Annotated in this window: 14 protein-coding genes; 4 read left to right on the top strand and 10 right to left on the bottom strand. The window is 35.8% G+C overall.

Annotated elements, in window-relative coordinates; translation table 11 throughout:
• The first annotated feature begins 13 nt into the window (after positions 1-13).
• The gene (locus tag ULVI_RS10745; RefSeq protein ID WP_068592672.1) at positions 14-1,741 is read left to right on the top strand and encodes a T9SS type A sorting domain-containing protein; all 1,728 of its coding nucleotides are present in this window, start codon (positions 14-16) and stop codon (positions 1,739-1,741) included.
• Between the two features lie 55 nt (positions 1,742-1,796).
• Here the strand turns inward: ULVI_RS10745 and ULVI_RS10740 are convergent, their stop codons facing one another.
• The 7 genes from ULVI_RS10740 to aroC form a co-directional block, all read right to left on the bottom strand.
• Entirely contained in the window at positions 1,797-2,960 is a 1,164-nt protein-coding gene (locus tag ULVI_RS10740) for a flavohemoglobin expression-modulating QEGLA motif protein (RefSeq protein WP_068592671.1), read from the bottom strand.
• A 45-nt stretch (positions 2,961-3,005) separates the two neighbouring features.
• On the bottom strand, positions 3,006-3,836 hold the full coding sequence (locus tag ULVI_RS10735; protein ID WP_068592669.1) for an N-formylglutamate amidohydrolase: 831 nt from the start codon (positions 3,834-3,836) through the stop codon (positions 3,006-3,008).
• Between the two features lie 26 nt (positions 3,837-3,862).
• Positions 3,863-5,059: a gamma-glutamylcyclotransferase family protein gene (locus ULVI_RS10730; RefSeq protein WP_068592667.1), complete on the bottom strand. Its 1,197-nt coding sequence runs from the start codon at positions 5,057-5,059 to the stop codon at positions 3,863-3,865.
• A 94-nt stretch (positions 5,060-5,153) separates the two neighbouring features.
• Positions 5,154-6,182: a glutathione synthase gene (gene gshB / locus ULVI_RS10725; protein ID WP_082830847.1), complete on the bottom strand. Its 1,029-nt coding sequence runs from the start codon at positions 6,180-6,182 to the stop codon at positions 5,154-5,156.
• Positions 6,183-6,303: 121 nt separating this feature from the next.
• Entirely contained in the window at positions 6,304-7,098 is a 795-nt protein-coding gene (locus ULVI_RS10720; RefSeq protein WP_068592664.1) for a hypothetical protein, read from the bottom strand.
• Positions 7,099-7,239: 141 nt separating this feature from the next.
• A complete protein-coding gene (locus tag ULVI_RS10715) occupies positions 7,240-8,685 on the bottom strand; it encodes a dicarboxylate/amino acid:cation symporter (RefSeq protein ID WP_068592662.1) in 1,446 nt (481 codons plus the stop codon).
• Positions 8,686-8,756: 71 nt separating this feature from the next.
• A complete protein-coding gene (gene aroC / locus ULVI_RS10710; protein WP_068592660.1) occupies positions 8,757-9,821 on the bottom strand; it encodes a chorismate synthase in 1,065 nt (354 codons plus the stop codon).
• 171 nt (positions 9,822-9,992) lie between these two features.
• Here aroC and ULVI_RS10705 point away from each other — a divergent pair, with 171 nt between their 5' ends.
• The gene (locus tag ULVI_RS10705) at positions 9,993-10,832 is read left to right on the top strand and encodes a UDP-2,3-diacylglucosamine diphosphatase (protein ID WP_082830864.1); all 840 of its coding nucleotides are present in this window, start codon (positions 9,993-9,995) and stop codon (positions 10,830-10,832) included.
• Here the strand turns inward: ULVI_RS10705 and ULVI_RS10700 are convergent.
• The gene (locus ULVI_RS10700; RefSeq protein ID WP_068592657.1) at positions 10,829-13,747 is read right to left on the bottom strand and encodes an FAD-binding and (Fe-S)-binding domain-containing protein; all 2,919 of its coding nucleotides are present in this window, start codon (positions 13,745-13,747) and stop codon (positions 10,829-10,831) included. The two genes, ULVI_RS10705 and ULVI_RS10700, sit on opposite strands and share 4 nt — an antisense overlap.
• 128 nt (positions 13,748-13,875) lie before the next feature.
• Here ULVI_RS10700 and ULVI_RS10695 point away from each other — a divergent pair, with 128 nt between their 5' ends.
• Entirely contained in the window at positions 13,876-14,376 is a 501-nt protein-coding gene (locus tag ULVI_RS10695; protein WP_068592655.1) for a hypothetical protein, read from the top strand.
• A 135-nt stretch (positions 14,377-14,511) separates the two neighbouring features.
• Positions 14,512-15,969: an amidohydrolase family protein gene (locus tag ULVI_RS10690; RefSeq protein ID WP_068592653.1), complete on the top strand. Its 1,458-nt coding sequence runs from the start codon at positions 14,512-14,514 to the stop codon at positions 15,967-15,969.
• A gap of 24 nt (positions 15,970-15,993) precedes the next feature.
• On the opposite strand, the gene bshA is transcribed toward ULVI_RS10690, so the two are convergent.
• Together bshA and ULVI_RS10680 are read right to left on the bottom strand one after the other, a co-directional pair.
• Positions 15,994-17,124, bottom strand: coding sequence for an N-acetyl-alpha-D-glucosaminyl L-malate synthase BshA (gene bshA / locus ULVI_RS10685; RefSeq protein WP_068592651.1), 1,131 nt, complete (start codon positions 17,122-17,124; stop codon positions 15,994-15,996).
• Positions 17,121-20,066: a glycoside hydrolase family 3 N-terminal domain-containing protein gene (locus ULVI_RS10680; protein ID WP_068592649.1), complete on the bottom strand. Its 2,946-nt coding sequence runs from the start codon at positions 20,064-20,066 to the stop codon at positions 17,121-17,123. Before ULVI_RS10680 ends, bshA begins: the two co-directional genes overlap by 4 nt.
• Between the last annotated feature and the right edge of the window lie 17 nt (positions 20,067-20,083).

Genomic DNA, 20,083 nt, shown 5'->3' with positions numbered 1-20,083 from the left:
TAATTTTTATATAATGAAAACAATTACTCACATTTTAATAGTAACATTTCTTATCGTTACTACGAATCTCGTAAGAGCGCAAGAATATTTTGGAACCACTAGCATTGGTGATACTTCTATCGACATTAATTATCGCTCTGCCGTTAACAGTCAAGGGGAAATTTTCACACTCGGTTTATATTCAGGAACCTTAACATTAGGGGATGCAACAATTACTTGGGAAGGTGGAAACGCTGACGGGTTTTTAACCAGACACGACAGCAATGGAACACCTTTAGATATTAAAGGCTTTGGAGGGTTTATGGACGATGTAGCACTCGACGTAGCAATAGATATCAATGACAATATTTATATCACTGGATATTTTACAGGAGCAGGTCCAGACTCTTTTGATGCTGATCCAGGACCAGAAGAATTTTTATTAATGCAGCCTTCTCCATTTGCAAGTCGTGATTGCTTTATTATAAAATTAGATCCTAATGGGGATTTTATCTGGGCAAAACAAGTAAGCAATCCTGCGGCAGTAGCAAATGAAGACTCTTATAGTATTGAAGTAGATACCGACGGAAATGTTTATGTGGGAGGTAGATTTGCTTATGCAGACTTCGACCCTTCTACAGATGGAGAAGAAATAATTATATCCACCGGAGGAGGCTCATCTCTAGATGGTTTTCTTCTGAAACTGGATACCGATGGAAACTATGTTTGGGTAAAAACATTTACTTCGGAAGGATTAGTGCAAATAAACGACATGGAATTCGATGCAAATGGGGATTTACTCATGATAGGGGATTTTGAAGAAACAGTAGATCTCAATCCTTCTGAAACTGAAGATGCAGAATTCACATCTAATGGTGCTCGAGACACTTTTATGGCCAAATTTACTTCAGATGGGGAATACCTATGGGCGCAAACCTTTGGGGGTGCTGCTTCAGAAATTTCAAAAGTCATAAAAAGCATCGATGAAGATATTTATATTGGAGGAATGTATACTGAAACTACAGACTTAAACCCTACAGACGGAGTTAATGAGTTTACAGCCTTAGGTGGTTACGATGGTTATCTAAGTAAATTTAATTCAAATGGAGACTATCAATTTAGTTATACTATTGGGGGTGATGATACTACAAATTTAGAAGACGTATACAGTTTGCGAAAAAATGAAGCCACCGGAAATCTTTTTGTTACTGGAACTTTCTTAGTAACAACCGATTTTGACAATAGTGACAACACTGCCGAAAGTACTTCCAATGGAAATACCGACAGCTACCTATTAGAAATTGACACAGATGGTAATTATGTGAACCATTGGACAATTGGAGGTCCTTTGGCAGAAGTAAACCCACAACTCGAAATTAATGAAAACAACGAAATTATAACCTTTGGTGCTTTTCAAGGTACAGATGTAGATTTTAATCCGTTCGATGAGGAGGATCTTATAAGTTCTATAGGAAGTTACGATGTTTACTTTTCACGATTTAATACAGAACCTATAGCGGGTATAGAAGAATCTCAATTAACAAATGTTGTAATATACCCAAATCCAACTACAGGAATTATTTACATAATAGACAAAAACAATATTGCAGATTCATACGAAATATATAATGTGCTTGGAACAAAAATAGCTACAGGAACAATTCAATCTCAAATTGATATGTCAGCATTCGCTACAGGAATATATGTACTTAAAGTTAATAGCAATACATCATCGATAACAAGAAAGATAATTAAAAATTAAGTTTCGTTTAAATTTAAAATATTTAAGAGCGGATGGAGATTTCTATCCGCTTTTTCTATTTTAAATTCTGAAGAATAAAATTCAATTTGGTGTTAGAATTTTCGTTAGAATCGAACGCAAAATTACGGTACCTATTTTCCAGAGCTAAGCCTTCTTCTTTCCATTTTAAAACCATTGGCGCAGCTTCTAACGTAACCTTTCCTCCCAGTAGCGTGTCTAGATTTTCATTACGATGGTAATAATCGTACACTTTTTTTAAACCTGTTAAATACATATAATCTTTTGTAAACCCACCACCCCGATGTGCGCGTAGTGTAATATTATACGATTCGTCTCTGTTTAATTTATACTGATTGTGCAACAAATCGAATGTATCGCAAAAGTTAAAACCTTTTCGTAAACTATCGGTAGCCATAACACGGTACGCTAGTTCTTTGAGGCGGTAGAGTGTTAAACAATCGCTCATGTATTCGCTAAAAACGGCAAGTCCTTCTTGAGTTTCAACATTGTTTGGGAATCCGTTATGAAAAATTTTTAACGACTGATTTAATCCATTGAACGTAGTAACCAAATGCACCCCTATCTCATGATTTGCTAATACCTTTAACTGATTGGCACTATATCGATAGTTCTTTTTTAATAATAGTGTTTGCGTGTTATTTTGCACCATTGCTGCCGCAGTGATCTTATTCGATAATTTGGTGTTAAAGGCAAAATCATATCGTTTGGTAAAATCCATAAAATAATCGAGCGCTTCGGGTGCTGAATAGGCTGGGATCATTTCTTTATCATACGATTCATCTTCAAAATGAAGAATAAAACGTGCATTTTCAACATCTTTTTCTGTAGGAGTTCCAAACGATTTTAAAACGTTATAGTAAAATTTTCGACCCTGCCCTATCGTTTCAATACATTGTATTAACCCCGAATAATCGTAGATTACATCCCTATAAAAATTTCGGGTAGTTTCATCTTTAATACTATCAATGTCTTGCGAGAATAGTTCCTGCTGAATCTGATGCGCATTAAAATCAATTTTCCGGTATTTAAAGTTCGGATTTATATTGTACTTGGAAGCAAAGAAATTTCGTTTCTCTTGTTCAATATTAATGGGGTTCACATAATTAAGTAACTCAATTTTCTGAACTAATTTGTTTAAATTAAAATCTATCTTAAAAAGATTTGGATGGCTATCGATACTGGCTTCGGGGTAGGTCATTGAAAAATTTTATCCTAATATCTAAGGTCTATTAATTTCTAAAATTTAAGATTTGTGTGTTTTGTAAAAAGCGTTTGCATGATCTTTTAATTTTTTCTGAAGTTGTTTTTCAATAGCGAAAACTACTTCAGGAAAGATCACCTGTTTCATTTCATCACAATAGATTTTCTTAAATTCTGTCGCCAAAACTAAGGTATTTCTAAAGTTTTTGGTAATAAATTTCAAAAAATAGCCTTTTCCGAAGAAGGTATTATTTTCTAAAGAGGTTGTTTCAGGCACTCCAGGGATATCAAGTTGAGATAAAGAAATGCGCCAAGACTCTATAAACGTTCCATAACGTTGCGTATCTATATTTGTCGTTCCTAAATTAATTACGGGTACTTCGCGATCCCATCTTTTCCAATTATAAGAATGCATGTCATACACAATTACATCCTTAAATTTCTCCTCTAATTTTGAAATTAAGGCATGAACAACGGTATAAAATGTAGCATGTTTTTCAAGACTTTTATTTCGTTGCTCGGTCGTTAATCGTTCTTTCCATAATTTTTTTCCCCAGGCATCATCAAATATTGCATTGTCGGGATCACGATTAAGATCGTATTCGAATCGGCTATCGCATCCTGCTATTACAATAGGATGCGTTTTTACAAACTCTTTAGTGCAAGGATCTTCCTCGAACCAACGATCGTATTCGGTATGCGTACATTTATCCCATAATTCTCTTCGAAATTGATGCCCATCGTGAATTGCACTGCACACATAAGGCACATAGGCATCAACTTTTAGCGTGAATGAATAATCGTCACAGACTGCCTCGAAAATTTCTTCATTATTAATTTTTTCAATTAGTTGTTTAGCTGAAAGACGTATCATATATGAGCAAATGTAAAAATTTATGGTTATTGTGCCTTGTGTCTGTAATCTTTTAAAATTTGAATATAATCTAAAGGTAAATTAGCAATATGTGCCGCTGAGATAATTTTTTCCAAATATTCTTCATCTGGTGAAATATCTCCTTCTGGAATAGCGAGATACAAATTACATTCCAATTCGCCATGATCAAGTGAATTAATCCGCATGATTTTTCTAACGTAAGAATTTGGGTTTTCAATGCGGTCAAGTTCCTTAAAATCGTCTTTCGACATTTCGAAAATCACCCCATAAACCCTTGAATTTGAAGCAGGTTCTATACTGGCCACACCTCCATCGCGATAATCCCCTTTTCTATTAAAAACTAAAGAATAATTCTCTACATACCCATTGCTAATTTTTTCGGCAGAAGGGCATCGTTCTTTCATTTGACTTAAATCCATATTAGAGCCGTAAGAAAAATATAAATATTTCTCTACCATCTCTCTATCGAAATTTTCGAGCGTAATTCGGTCTGTGGAAACCTCGTTATTTATATCTGCAAGTATCCTTTCCTTAAAATCGATACAAAGTTCTTTATTGTTTTCAATAAAAATTCCAACACCCGCTAATCTAGCATTTTTAGTTCCAATATTTCTCAATACGGTGAACATAAATTCTACTGTATTGTCTTTGTCGTTACAATCATCTATAACACAAACCGAGGCTAAACCAGTAATTTCGAAGGTTGTGTTGGTTATGTATAGTTCGAAATAGTCTGGATATTCACTAAGTAAATACTTAAGTTGTTTATTCCAATAGTCGTTTTCGTGATAGGTTTTTGTCTGAAGTCGAATTACTTTCACGTTGTTTTTAAGAGCTGTTTCAATCGCGCTTTTAAACTCTCTAGCGATTTCTTTGCCTTTAGGATCTTTACATTCAAATCCTTCACCTGTTATGTAGATATCGTGTTTGGCATTTCTAATCTTATCATTAAAATACTCATAGAACTGTTCATTATATTTAGCATTATCGGGAGTTCTAAAAACTTTATTTGTAGAAGTATTTCTTTGGAATAAGACCCCTCTAATTATGAAGCCGAGCACTCCACCTGCGATAATTAGAATTGCATAAAAGAAAAACAAAAGAAGGCTGTCTCCACTAAAATGAATAAGTAATGCGACTATACTACTTATACTACCTAATAATCCAAGTACAAGAAGTAATTTATTGCCTTGATCTTTCATACAAATTTATTTAATTGCCCCCTCTAAATTTTCTTCATCTACTTCTATAGTTCCTTCTACATTATCCAATAAATATTTTTCATTACGTCTTTAATTACGCCTCATCCACATGTTTTCGAAGCTTTTGTCTTCTTTCAAATGCAGCTACTCGTTCGATTACCTTGTCTTCGACAAAATCGATGATCTTTTTTTGTATTTTAACTTTGTATACTTTATTCATATACGTAATCCCACCTGGGGACATAACATTTACTTCTACTAGCATCCCATTTATTACATCGATACCCACAAAGTATAATCCATCTTTCACTAATTTAGGACCAATTCGACGACACAATTCTTTTTCTTGTTTCGATAATGTGTGCTTCTGAACAGAGCCACCTGCACTCACGTTAGAGCGGTGGTCCTCATCTCCTGGGACTCGCTTCATTGCCCCAATAGGTTGTCCGTTAAGAAGCAATATTCTCACATCTCCTTGATCGGCACCTTCAATATAATCTTGTAGTATTACATAATTAGAAGTACCATCTTTATTATCGATATAAAAGTCTAATAACGAGTTAATACTCGACATAGCTCTTTTTTCAATTAAAATTACTCCCGATCCACCATATCCGTTTAAAGGTTTCAGAATCATCTTATCTGGTCCCTCTTTGATTGTTTTCTTTAAATATTCTTTATTTTTTGTAACATGGGTTCGAGGAATCATTTCGTTCGTATCATCTTCAAAAACCGCTGTATATAGCTTGTTATTTGCCCGGCGTATTCCATCAAGATCATTCATAATAAAGACATCATCTTTTACCGAATCTAGAAAATTCAACATGATCATATCTAACGGTGGATTGCTTCGTAATACAATTACATCGAAGCCTGCCATAGGTAGCATCTCATCATAAAATTCTGCTTGTTTATGAAATGATTTAAGACTACCGGCTATTTTATCTTTTCGCTTCATGACTTTAGAAAAAGCAAAAGCAACGCTATCCCGAATGGTAAGGTTTGCAGGCGTTGTAATTGCCAATCCGTGTCCACGTTTTACAAATTCATGAATCATCGCAAGCGTTGAATCGTTATCGGGGTCCATTTCATCCCAAGGGTACATTATAAAGCAAACATTCATAGTTGATGGTTTTAACATAAAGATACATATTATTAGAAATGTCACAAGTTCTAAAATATGCAATAAAGAAAAACCTCTAATTTTTAAAAGAAGAGGTTTTATGGTTTTTATTTTTTTGAAATTAATTAACCGTTTGTCCTACATTTAAAAGGCCGCGAGAATGCGGTGTGGGTCCATTCCAGTTAAAGTCGGTATATCTATTTCCTGTTCCAGTTAGTTGTAATGATTCATCAATAGCCGTCCCAGTATCTTCTTGTACAATAATGTCCTGTGAAACAGCTCCAGCCGCAGGCCCATCAGCTGCCGTAAAGAAACCCTCATAACTAATAAACTGAAGCACTGTTCCCGTTGAAATTTTTACAAGTGCTAATCCATCTGGTGCTCCATTTTGTATATCAACTCTCGGAAACCATTCTGCAGCAAAACCATTTCCTTCATCCCCAATTATTCCTGTTAATGTTAAGCCATCGTAGGATAAACCATTTGAGCCGTTATAAAATTCAATTCTGTAATCGGAAAGATCTATGCCAGCAGGACCGGCAATTTCTACACCTTCGCCCGCATCACTTCCGCCATTGTCATAATGCAACTCATTAATCCATGGCTCTGTAGGGACAGGAGGCACTGTAAAACAGTTCACATTCTCCCAGCTATCTCCATCCCAAAGCTGTAAGCAACCAGGGTCTAAAACAAAAATCATTAATCCGACATCGGTAGAAGTTGCTGGTATAAGATCGCGTTGTGCTATTGTAGCTACTCTTGGAGGCATAAAACCTCGATACGGCCCTACGCCATTTGTTGTTCCACTTACTTCCAAATTAGAAGCGGGTGATGGATTTGTAGTTCCTATTCCTACTTGGGCACCTGCCAAATAGGTGAGTAAAAAAAATGCTAAAAAAGTAATGTTCTGTTTCATGCTATGAGATTTTTCATGGCATAGTAATCGAGAACATAATAGATTTGTAGTTGCGTAAAACGCAATGGGCTATACAAATAACTTAAAAAAAATACATCTTTCTAAGTGTTTCTGTAAAAATTAATCGTTTGTTAATAACAATTACGAATCGAGATCGAATGTTTCTGAAGGATTTTCATGTTCTTTATAATGCAACATTCCTTCCCCTTTAGCAATAATCGAAGATACCGTAGCATCTCCTGTAACATTTACCACGGTTCTAAACATGTCTAGAATACGATCTACTGGAAAAATAATTGCGATCCAAGCCGGATTCAACCCTACCGAGTCTAATACGATTATTAACATTACAAGTCCTGCACTAGGAACTGCTGCACTACCAATAGACGCCAAAGTTGCTGTAAGTACAATAGTTAACTGTTGTCCTAATGTAAGGTCGATCATGTGCAATTGCGCCAAAAACACCACCGCTACTGCTTGATACAAACACGTTCCATCCATATTTACCGTTGCTCCAATAGGCAACACAAAGCTTGTTACTTTTTTATCGACCCCTAAATTCTCTTCTACACATTCCATCGTAACAGGTAAGGTTGCTGCACTACTTGATGTTGAAAAGGCTAGTGTTTGCGCCGGACTCATTGCTTTAAAAAAGCCTTTGTAAGGAATTTGTTTCACAAAGATTTTTAAGAATAGAGGGTACACTACAAAAATCATAATCATAAGTCCCGCAAAAACTGTTAGCGAATACCAACTTAATCCTTTAAAAATTTCATATACTTTTCCTATATCATCCCCTGCCATTTTACTTACTACTCCTGCTAATAACGCAAAGACAAAGAACGGAGCGGCTCGCATTACTAAATCGACCATTTTCAGAAATACCTCCATGATGCTATCCACCACATCGGTAACAGGTTTCGATTTTTCATTAGGAATGAAAAGCAAAGAAATACCAAAGAACAATGCAAAAAAGATAATCTGAAGCATTAGCCCATTATCGGTAAGTGAACGGAAAAAATTCTGAGGAACAATATCTACTAATGGCTGCAATGGACCCGCATCTTTTGTTTGATTAGCCGTCTGCATCTTTTCATTTACAGCAGCATCTTTTAGTTCGCCTTTAGAAAGGTCGGTAATGCGTTGGGCACGCTCGAAAAATTCGGGTTCTTGCAAATAATTAATACCATCTTTTATTTCATAGCCTTGATCGTTTGCCCAGATTTCGTAACTAATTCGGTTATCAATTCTACTATCTTCATCTACCAAAGCCCCTGGCTTTATAACATTAACAAGCGCTAATCCTAATGACACTGCTAAAACAGTTGTTAGAAGATAAGCTAGCAAAGTCTTCCCTCCCATTCTACCTAGACTTGCTGGATCACCAATATTAGCAACACCACTAATCACCGAAAATAACACCAAAGGCACTGCAATAAGTTTCAGTAAATTAATAAATATGGTTCCAAAAGGTGCAATCCAATTAATAGTGAAATTGGTCCAACCTAATGTGCTAGATAATAATGCCCAGATAATTCCTAAAACTAATCCGATAATGATTTGCCAGTGTAGCGCTAATTTTTTCATATGTATTCCCGAGAAGTCGGGTGACTTTTATGCTAAGGTTCTATAATAATTAGAAAAAAAAATCTCAAAGGTCACAATTTAGACAATTTATTCAGCAACCAAAAATCGGCCAGTACCAATGCCGCCATTGCTTCAACAATTGGAACAGCTCTTGGGACCACACAAGGGTCGTGTCTACCTTTACCTTGCATTTCGACGATTTCTCCTTCCGAAGTAATTGTATTTTGTTTCTGCATGATCGTGGCAACTGGTTTAAAAGCTACATTAAAATAGATTGGTGCTCCATTACTAATCCCGCCTTGAATCCCACCACTGAAGTTCGTTTTTGTACTGCCATCGGTTTCAAATAGATCATTATGTTCACTCCCTTTCATTGTGATTCCATCGAAACCACTTCCAAATTCAAATCCTTTCACCGCATTAATCGATAACATCGCCTTCCCTAGTTGGGCATGCAATTTATCGAAAACCGGCTCTCCGAGTCCGACAGGCACATTTTCGATCACACAAGTAACCATGCCACCAACAGTATCCCCTTGTTTTCTTATATCTTTAATATAGGTTTCCATTTCTGAAGCCATTTGTGCATCTGGGCAACGTACTGGATTTTTTTCTATTTCTGAAAAATCTACTTCGGAATACGATTTCTGTAGTTTCAAACTTCCTACGGCTGAAACATATGCTGTAATCTTAATATCTTTAAGCAATTGTTTGGCTATAGCACCTCCAGCTACTCTTGAAGCAGTTTCCCGAGCTGAAGATCTTCCGCCTCCTCGATAATCTCGGATTCCGTATTTCTTATCGTAGGTATAATCGGCATGCGAAGGACGGTATGTTTTTTTTATATGATCGTAATCTTTCGACTTCTGATTGGAATTTTCAATTACAAAACCGATGGGCGTTCCCGTGGTCGTTCCTTCAAAAATACCAGAAAGAAAACGCACTGTATCGGGTTCTTTTCGTTGAGTCACAATAGCCGATTGCCCTGGTTTTCTTCGGTTCATTTCAGTTTCAACCGCATTCAAATCTATTGTTACACCGGCTGGACACCCATCGATAATACCACCGATAGCCTCACCATGTGATTCTCCGAAAGTAGTGAGTTTAAAAATTGTTCCGAAGGAATTACCTGCCATAATTGTGTTTTCAACAAATGTAAATCTTACGGTCGAATATTAAAAATAAACATTGCGCTTAATACTTGCGAAACATAGCTATTTTAATATAAAGTTTTAAACACCAAAGCATAACATTCAGATAAACTTGCAGTTCCTATAAAATAGGTTCTTTGTATTATAAAATCTTTGCTGTTGAAACGAAAAGTAGAAGTAGTTGTGCTCTCCGATCTCCACCTTGGTACCTATGGGTGTCATGCTAAAGAAATACTACAGTACTTAAATTCGGTGAAACCTAAAAAGTTAATTCTAAATGGCGATATAATTGATATTTGGCAGTTCAGGAAACGGTATTTTCCTAAAGCACATTTATTAGTGATTAAAAAAATTATTGCGCTTGCTACAAAAGGGACCCGAGTGTATTATTTAACAGGAAATCACGATGAGAAAATGCGGCGGTTTAGTGATACAAAAATGGGAAATATTCAAATTCTCGATAAATTGGTTCTCACATTAGATGGTAAAAAAGCATGGTTTTTCCATGGTGATGTATTCGATGCTTCTGTACAACATACAAAGTGGATCGCAAAATTAGGAGGCTGGGGGTACGATTTGTTAATAATACTAAATCGCTTTATAAATATTTGTCTAGCAAAGTTGGGAAGAGAAAAGTTTTCACTTTCTAAAAAAATTAAAAATTCGGTAAAGGGAGCTATGAAGTTCATAACGAATTTCGAAAAAACAGCCACCGACCTAGCCATAGAAAACAACTTCGACTACGTGGTTTGTGGACATATCCACCAACCGCAAATACGAAAAATAACAAATGATAAAGGCTCATGTGTGTATCTTAATAGTGGTGATTGGATTGAAAACCTTACTGCATTAGAATATCAAAACGAAAGTTGGAAACTCTATTACTTCAATAAAAATACCTACGATACTCCAGAAACTACTGCCTCTAAAATTGCTATGAACGATGAGGACGCTATCCCAGAAATGTGGTCTGCGTTTCAACAACTTTTTTCTTAACGCAACGCTTGTCGTAAGATGGTTGCTGGATGTAATGCTTCTCGCTGCGTTCCATCTTTTATTTGGTGTCGACAACTCGTTCCATTTGCAGCGATAATGGTTTCTTTAGAAGCTTTTCTTATAGAGGGAAAAAGCTTTAATTCTCCTATTTTCATGCTCACATTGTAATGCTCTTTCTCATACCCAAAACTTCCCGCCATACCACAGCAACCACTTGATATAATGGTTGGTTTATAATTTACTGGAAGATTTAATATATCGAAAGTAACCTTTTGATTGCTCATTGCTTTTTGATGACAGTGCGCATGAATCTTAATTGTTTTTTCTTCGGAAGTAAATTGTTCTGTCGTAATGCGTCCTTTTAAAATTTCCTTAGAAAGAAACTCTTCTATTAAAAAAGTGTGTTGAGCAACTCGCTCTGCTAAATCTACATCGTCTGCTAAACGCAGAAATTCATCTCGAAAACCTAAAATAGCGGAAGGTTCAATTCCAACCAATGGAGCATCTTTAGAAACCTTATCTTTTAAATAAGTTAAATTTGTATTTACTACTTTCTTTGCTTCTTCTAAAAATCCTTTACTCAACAATGCACGTGCACTATCTAAGTGCATAATCGGTGTTACATTATAGCCTAATGATATTAAAAGCTGATAGGTATCTTCAGCAATTTTAGCATCGAGGTAATTACTAAACTCATCTATAAATAAAACAACATTTTTATTGTTATTTTTATTTATAGTAGACTGTTTTACAGTTTTTAAGTAAATCTTACTAAAAGTTTTACTTGATAGTATTGGCAATGTTCTTTTAGAAGCAATTCCCATTCTCATTTTAACAAAACCCGATAAAAAATGATTTTTAAAAATGCTGTTTATCAACCAGGGAAACTTTGAAGCTTTTTTATTATAGAAAGAACTTTTAGCAAACAGCTTATTTACTCTGCTCACGCCGTGTATCTTATTATATTGAAATTGAAATTCTGCTTTTGCAGTTGCCATATCAACATTACTCGGACACTCAGTTGCACATGCTTTACAGCTAATACATAAATCAAATACTTTTTTAAGACTCTCAGAACCATAGGCGTTTAGATCGCTATGAGTAGTAAGTACTTCTCGTAACATATTTGCTCTGGCTCTAGTCGTATCTTTCTCATCTTTAGTTGCCTGATAGCTTGGACACATTGCCCCTTCTGCCTCTGCAGATTTACGGCAATCGCCACTACCATTACATTTTTCTGCTAACCGTAGGATGCCTCCAGAATCATCAAAATTTAAAAAACTAGGAATTTTCGGCTCCTTTCTATCGGGTACATACCGCAATGAAGCGTCCATAGGATAAGGATCTATAATCTTTCCTGGATTAAAAATATTGTAAGGATCGAACGTAAATTTAATACGTTTTAGAAGTTGATAATTAGTTTCTCCAATGAGTATGGGTAAAAATTCGGAACGCACAATACCATCCCCATGTTCACCCGAAAAAGAACCTTTATATTTTTTAGTTAGAAGAGCAACATCGGTTGTGATTTTTCTAAAATAATCTACTCCAGAGCTTTCTTTCAAATTTAGTATAGGGCGCAAGTGTAGTTCTCCAGCACCAGCATGAGCATAATAAACCGCGCCTTGATTGTAATTTTTCATTAACGCCGTAAATTCCGCTATAAACGAAGGAAGATCTGTTAAGGCAACTGCTGTATCTTCTATGCATGCAACTGCCTTTTTATCACCTACCATGTTCCCTAACAATCCTAATCCTGCTTTACGTAATTCTAAAGCCATTGTTATTTCAGACCCTTTTAATACTATGTTTGAATAACTTAAACCCGTAGCGGTTAATGAATTTAGTAGATTTTTGATCTGTAACTCCAAAATTTCTTCTGTATCCGCCTTTAATTCTAATAGCAATAAAGACTTAGGAGCGCCCTGTACAAAAAAACGATAGGGTTCATATTTTTTATTTTTTTTAGTACAATCCAAAATTACATCATCCATCATTTCGCACGTATGTAAATCATGCTGCATAACAGTAACAACGTCTTTTAAGCAATCTTCCAGAGTTGTATAATGTGAAACAACCATTGCTGTATGTTTTGGTGGCAACACATCTAGCTGAAGTGTAATTTCTGTGGTAAATGCTAATGTACCTTCGCTTCCAGTAAGTAACGTGGAAAGATTTATAAGATTTTCAGAAGTGCTAAATGTGGAAGTATTAAGCAATGTATCTACCGCATAGCCCGTGTTTCTTCTATGAATTTCCGGCTTCGGAAACTGTTTCAGTATTTCGTCTTTTGCACTGTCTAATTTTAATTCTGAATAGATTCGCTGGTAAATTTTTCCTTCGAGGTCTTTCTGAAGCATTTTTTGCTTAAATTCTTCCGAAGTAATGGATGTAAAGATCGCCTCACTTCCGTCTGAAAGAAACGTTTTTAATTGAAGCACCTTATCTCTTGTTACGCCATATTGTATCGATGTTGTTCCACTAGAATTATTTCCAACCATCCCTCCTATCATACAGCGATTTGTGGTGCTAGTATTTGGACCAAAGAATAAACCATACGGTTCTAACACACTGTTTAATTCGTCACGAATAACGCCAGGTTGTACCGTTACAGTTTTTTTTTCGGCGTCGATATTTATAATTGTTGTAAAGTGTTTAGACACATCTACAATTATTCCTTCGCCAACACATTGCCCTGCAAGCGATGTACCCGCAGTTCTTGGAATTAAAGAAGTACTGTTCTCTAAAGCAAAATTAATAAGTTTTTTGAGGTCCAATGAAGTTTTGGGGAAAGCTACTGCTATTGGTAATTTTCTATATACGGAGGCATCTGTAGCATACAGCGTAGTATAAAGTGAATCGTAATGAAGTTCACCCTCAATGCTTAAAGCAAGATTCTTTAATTTTTTTTTCATTCTAGTACGTAAAAATACGAAACGTTAACAGAACTTTCTTAAACTATATGTAGTTCTTATGAAGCTATTAACAAAAGTAAGCTTGATTAAAGACTAGCTTTGTGGAAATAACTAAACTCACAAACAACATGAAAAAAATACTGGTAATTCTTTTAGTACTAACTGCTTTTACTTTTGAAGCTCAAGCACAAGAGATCTCAAAAAATGCAATTGGTTTGCGCCTTGGTGATAGTGACGGATTTGGAACAGAAATTAACTATCAACGCGCAGTTGGAACCAACAACAACCGATTAGAATTCGGTTTAGGATGGAGAAGTAATAATGACTTTGATGCTTATAAATTAGTAGGTCTTTACCAATGGGTATGGAACATCGATGGAGGATTTAATTGGTATGCGGGCCCTGGTGCTGGTATCGCTCAAGTAGATTTTGATGATCGTTTTTTTCCGAACGACGATCGTTTCGATGACACCGAAACATATATATTCTTAGCTGGAGATGTAGGTATCGAGTATAATTTTGATTTTCCATTATTATTATCCCTAGACTTTAGACCCGAATTTGGTTTTGGAGATTATAATGACGATGTTGATTTTGACATTGCTTTGGGAGTACGTTACCAGTTCTAGTATACAAACCAATATAGATAGCAAGCCCCGTTCATAACGAACGGGGCTTTTTTATTTTATAATCTAGATGCCATGTACATGATATTTAAAAAAAAATTATCAACTTTGTGATAACCAACTAACTAACTCAAAACAATGAAAAAACATTATGTTGATATTCATTGCCATCCTTCTCTAAAACCCTACAGCAAAAGCTTTAAATATACTCCTGCTAAATTAAATAGCTTGGATGCTGGAAGAAAGAACTCTATATGGCATTATAGCCCCCCCAACACACTAGAGAAATTTGTTAATCGTATTGTTACATTAACAAAATTTACACAAACCGACATGTCTGCTTTAGCTAGAGCAGGATCTAAAGTGGTAATTGTAAGTCTCTACCCTTTTGAAAAACATTTTCTTAGCAAACGACTTTTAGGGTTTAAAGGTCTTACCGATTTATTGGTAAATCTTGCTGCAAGCATTAGTCAAAAAAGAATAGATTATGTTCTAAATCATAAAGACTACTACGAAGACCTTACAGACGAATATGATTTCTACAAACAAATACAGAATCAGGTTGAAAAAATAGATGGTATTTTTTACACATACCGACTTGTAAAGAATTTTAAAGAGATTGAGAAAAATTTTGAAAGCGAAACTGAAAACAAAAAAATTATCAACGTCGTACTTTCTATTGAAGGAGCGCACGCATTTAATACAGGATTAGACATGAGTACAGACATGGCCGATCCAATAGAAGTGATGAAAAATGTTTCGAAAGTGAAGCTTTGGGAGCACCGTCCATTATTCATCACTTTTGCACATCATTTCTATAACGAACTTTGTGGGCATGCAAGAAGCATAAGCATAGGAGCTTTAGAGGAAAATCAAAATCGTGGACTCGATACGGGAATCACTCCTCTTGGCTTACGAGTTCTAAAAGAGCTCTTAGATAATACAAACAATGATCGTATTCTCATTGACGTAAAACATATGAGTACTGCCTCAAGAAATACCTATTATGACTTACTAGATGATTTGTATAGCGAAGAAAACATTCCGGTAATTGCGAGTCATGGAGCTGTAAATGGAAAACGCTCGATCGAAGAATGGTATGAAACCGATTATCCAGATTATGTAGGTTGGTTTGCCGATATAGACATTAATCTGTACGATGATGAACTTATACGAATTGCAAAAAGCAACGGAATCTTTGGATTACAAATGGATGAAAGACGAATAGGCAGTACGCATGCTATAAATCAATCTAAAATTTTCTTTCCCAATAAAAGAAAGCAATTAAAACGTAAATCATTATTGGTATGGCGACAAATTGAGCATGTCGCTGAAGTACTAAATGCAGCGAATCTTTTTTGTTGGGGAATTCAGTCAATTGGAAGTGATTTTGATGGTATTGTGAATCCAATAAAAGGAATTTGGACTGCAGAAAATATTTCAGATCTAGCAGATGAGTTAATTCATCACGCTGAGGCATACCTTCAAAATAATCGAGAACGTTTAAAAGATTATAATCATATTTCTTCCGAAGCAATCATAGAGCGCGTATTGCACGGAAATGCCATGGAATTTTTGAAGAAAAATTTTATTTAAGAAAGGTAATTTTAAAAGAAGAAATTACGTCACTTTATTGGAGGCTTTCTCATAGACAGCTTCATAAAGAGGAACGATGTTTTTCGTATCAAATTTTATGGCGGCTTCTCTAGCTTGCCTTTTAAAGGTTGAAAGCGAGGTGTCATCTTTCAGAATTAATAAGGCATTTTGTGCCATTTCATCAACATTCCCAACTTCACTTAAAAAGCCACTAACTCCGTGTTGATTCACTTCGGGCAATCCGCCAGTATTACTAGAAATAACGGGAACGCTACTTGCCATCGCTTCTAAAGCTGCAAGACCAAAACTTTCTTTTTCTGAAGGAAGTAAAAATAGATCACTAAAACAAAGAATCTTATCTACTTCACTACTGTTCCCTAAAAACAACACTTTATTCTGAATTCCTTTTGAAGCACATAATCGTTCACAGGCTTCTTTTTCAGGTCCTTCACCTACAATAAGTAATTTTGAAGGAATCTCTTTTTGAATACGATCGAATATTTCGATTACATCTGGCACTCTTTTAACTGCACGTATGTTACTTATGTGTGTAATAATGCGCTCGTCCTTTGTTGCCATAAGATCTCGTTGGCAATCGGTATATGGATTGTTATACTTTTCAATATCAATAAAGTTAGGGACGACATGTATGTCTTTTCGAATATCAAAAAGGCGAAGCGTGTCTTCTTTTAAACTTGCTGAAACTGAAGTTACCACGTCACTATTATTAATGCTAAAGGTAACGGCAGGTTTGTAAAAAGGGTGGTTTCCAACAAGGGTAATATCGGTTCCGTGCAATGTCGTCACCATTGGAATAAAAATATTCTCTTCTGCTAGCATCTTCTTAGCCATATAACCCGCATAAGCATGTGGTATTGCGTAATGAACATGCATAAGATCGATCTTATGTAATTTCACCATATCGACCAATTTGCTAGACAATGCTAACTCGTACGGTTGGTAATGAAACAACGCGTAATCGGGCACCGAAACTTCATGAAAATGTATGTTTCGAGATAACAACTCTAAACGCACCGGTTGTTTATAGGTAATGAAATGAATTTCATGTCCTCGCTCTGCTAAAGCAATTCCCAATTCTGTAGCTACTACTCCACTTCCTCCAAAGGTTGGGTAACAAACGATGGCTATTTTCATTGTTCAATTTTTTTTGTTTCATTTTTATGATCGATGGCCTCATAAATAGCTTCTTGAATATTACTTCGCAAATTACTACCAATTAAACTTCGGTTATTTGCAGAAGGATACGTTCGGTTTGAGAGAAAAACATATACAATCTCTTCTTCTGGATCTGCCCATGTAAAGGTTCCAGTAAATCCGCTGTGACCAAAACTTGTCATAGAAATACATCCACACGTGGGACCCGATTCTCCTAATTGAGGCTTGTCGAATCCAACCCCCCGTCGTATATCATCATCGCAGTAATAACACGTGTTAAAAAGATCTAAAACTTCTGGTTTAAAATAGCGTTTTCCGCCGTAAAACCCTTTGTCTAAATACATTTGCATAACTTTTGCTATGTCGTTTGCATTGCTAAAAAGTCCTGCATGACCACTCACCCCACCAATCATAGCCGAGCCTTGATCGTGAACATATCCATGTACTTTTTGCATTCTAAAATAGGTGTCTTCTTCAGTAGGAACAATATCTGCTTTGGTAAATTTTTCAAGAGGAAGAAATGTAGTGTAATTAGCTCCTAATGATTCATAATAATTACGTTGCACCAACTTATCCATGGTGGTACCATAGTAATCTTCAAGATATTTTTTCATTAAATAATAAGGAAGATCACTGTATTTATATCCTTTACGATCTCTTAGTTCACTTTCTTTAATAATCTCGTAAATGCTGTCTTGATAGTCTTTCCGCATGTATAAATTCTCGGCAACTTTGATGTTGTATTTTACATCGGGTTTTTTTCTATAGTATTTTACTGAAGGAAGATGCGTCACAGTATCTAATGTATGGGTGTAAAATGGAATCCATGCTTTTAGACGTGCCGTATGCGTAAGCATTTCTTGAAGCGTAATATTTCCTTTATTAGACCCTTTATATTCTGGCAACATTTCTGAAAGTTTCGTGTCGAGATTCAATTTTCCTTGATCTACCAGTTCCATGATCAAGGGGAGCGTTGCTAAGATTTTTGTTAGCGAAGCCACATCGTAAACATCATTATCTTTTACTGCATTTTTTTTTGAAGGAGTGTGGTAGCCAAAATTTTTATTATATATAACTTTTCCTCTTCTAGCGACTAAAATTTGTGCGCCAGGCATCATTCCACTGTATACACCTAACCGCGCAAGAGAGTCAATTTTATTTAATTTATAACTATTAATTCCCACACTTTCGGGAGTTCCGTACTGTAGTCTTTTAAGTGATGCGGTTTTAAAATGAGTATTTACGGGAAAATCATCTCCAAGAGTTACTGGAAGTTTTCCTTTTGCTTCCCGTGCACCAAAAATGAGCTGTGCCGATAATTCTTGAGAGACTGTACTATTTTGGTAGGACATGATAATTCCTTCAAAATTCGCAGTTGTTTTTAAGTCTAACATGGCATATGGTCTTGCGAATACATCAAGAATCACGGTGTTGGTGCGTGCGATTTCGTACAACCATACCAATTCTTTATCGGTGAATTGATATCCTTTCCACGGATTCTCGTTCGATTTATGAAACCCAACAATTACATAATTATAGTTTTTAAGTTTTTGAACATAGCTATCTAACGAAGTTGCTTTTACATAATCAACCTTTGCATATTTTCGAAGTTGATTAAGAAAAGGTTTACCATCTGCATCTCCAAAATTTATATAGGCAATGTTTTTCTTCTGAAGATCTTTAATTGGCAGGATTGCTCGATCGTTCTTCAACATCGTTAATGCATTTTCCATCGCTTCTTCATAAACCACATCATCGATTACCGAATTAAGATCTTCAATTAAGTAATTATCATTTACGGGCTGATAGGCATTTAACCCTACTTTGTATTTAGTATATAAAATCTTTTTTACAGAATGTGCTAATCGTTCTTCTGAAATCACTTCTTCTCGATAGGCATTCACCAATAACTGATGCGCTTTCGGTATATCTTCAGAAATTAATAACACATCATTTCCTGCAAGAAATGCTGCAAGATCAATCTCCCCCGGCTCTTTAAAATTCGCTGCGCCTTTCATATTTAAAGCATCGGTAAAAATAAGGCCGTTAAAACCCAACTGTCCTTTCAACATATTGGTCACGATTATTTTTGAAATTGAAGAAGGGTATCCATCTCTAGGCTCAAGTGAAGGAACATTTAAGTGAGCAACCATTACACTACTAAGCCCCTCACGAATAAGTCTTTTATAGGGGTATAATTCGACACTGTCGATACGTTCTTTAGAAAACTCAATTGTAGGAAGCGTTTTATGAGAGTCGGTATCGGTATCACCATGCCCGGGAAAATGTTTAGCATTGGCAATAATTCCGGCACGCTGCATTCCTTTCATAAATGCCAATGCTTTTTCGGTAACATTCTCTTTATCTTCCCCAAACGAACGATTTCCAATGATTGGATTCTTCGGATTGGTATTAATATCGACCACTGGTGCAAAATTAATATGTACTCCGAGTCGTTTAGAGTGTTCTCCTATTCGGTATCCCACTTTTTCAACAATACTATTGTCTGTAATTGCCCCCAAAGTCATGTTCCAAGGAAATGCATACGTTGAATCTAATCGCATAGAAAGTCCCCATTCGGCATCCATAGCGACTAACAAAGGCACTTTAGAGTGCGATTGAAATTCATTATTAAGTTTTGCTTGTCGTTTTGGTCCTCCTTTTGAGAAAATTACCCCACCAATGTATTGGTTTTTAATAAGATCTTTTACTTTATCGGTCTTCGCTTTGGGATCTGAAGAAAATACATCGACCATAAAAAGCTGCCCTACTTTCTCTTGAAGAGACATCGACCCATAGATGCTGTCGACCCATTTTTTTTGATCTTGAAAATCTTCTTTTACGATCAGCGGATTAATCTGTTGTGAAAATACTACTGCATACGTTAATAAACAGAAGGCGGTAAAAAACAACTTTTTCATGTACGGGGGGTTACAAT

Source organism: Cochleicola gelatinilyticus (assembly GCF_001637325.1).
Classification (GTDB): Bacteria; Bacteroidota; Bacteroidia; order Flavobacteriales; family Flavobacteriaceae; genus Cochleicola; species Cochleicola gelatinilyticus.
The sequence above is the reverse complement of the archived record's forward strand: the minus strand, read 5'-3'. Positions and strand labels throughout refer to the sequence as shown.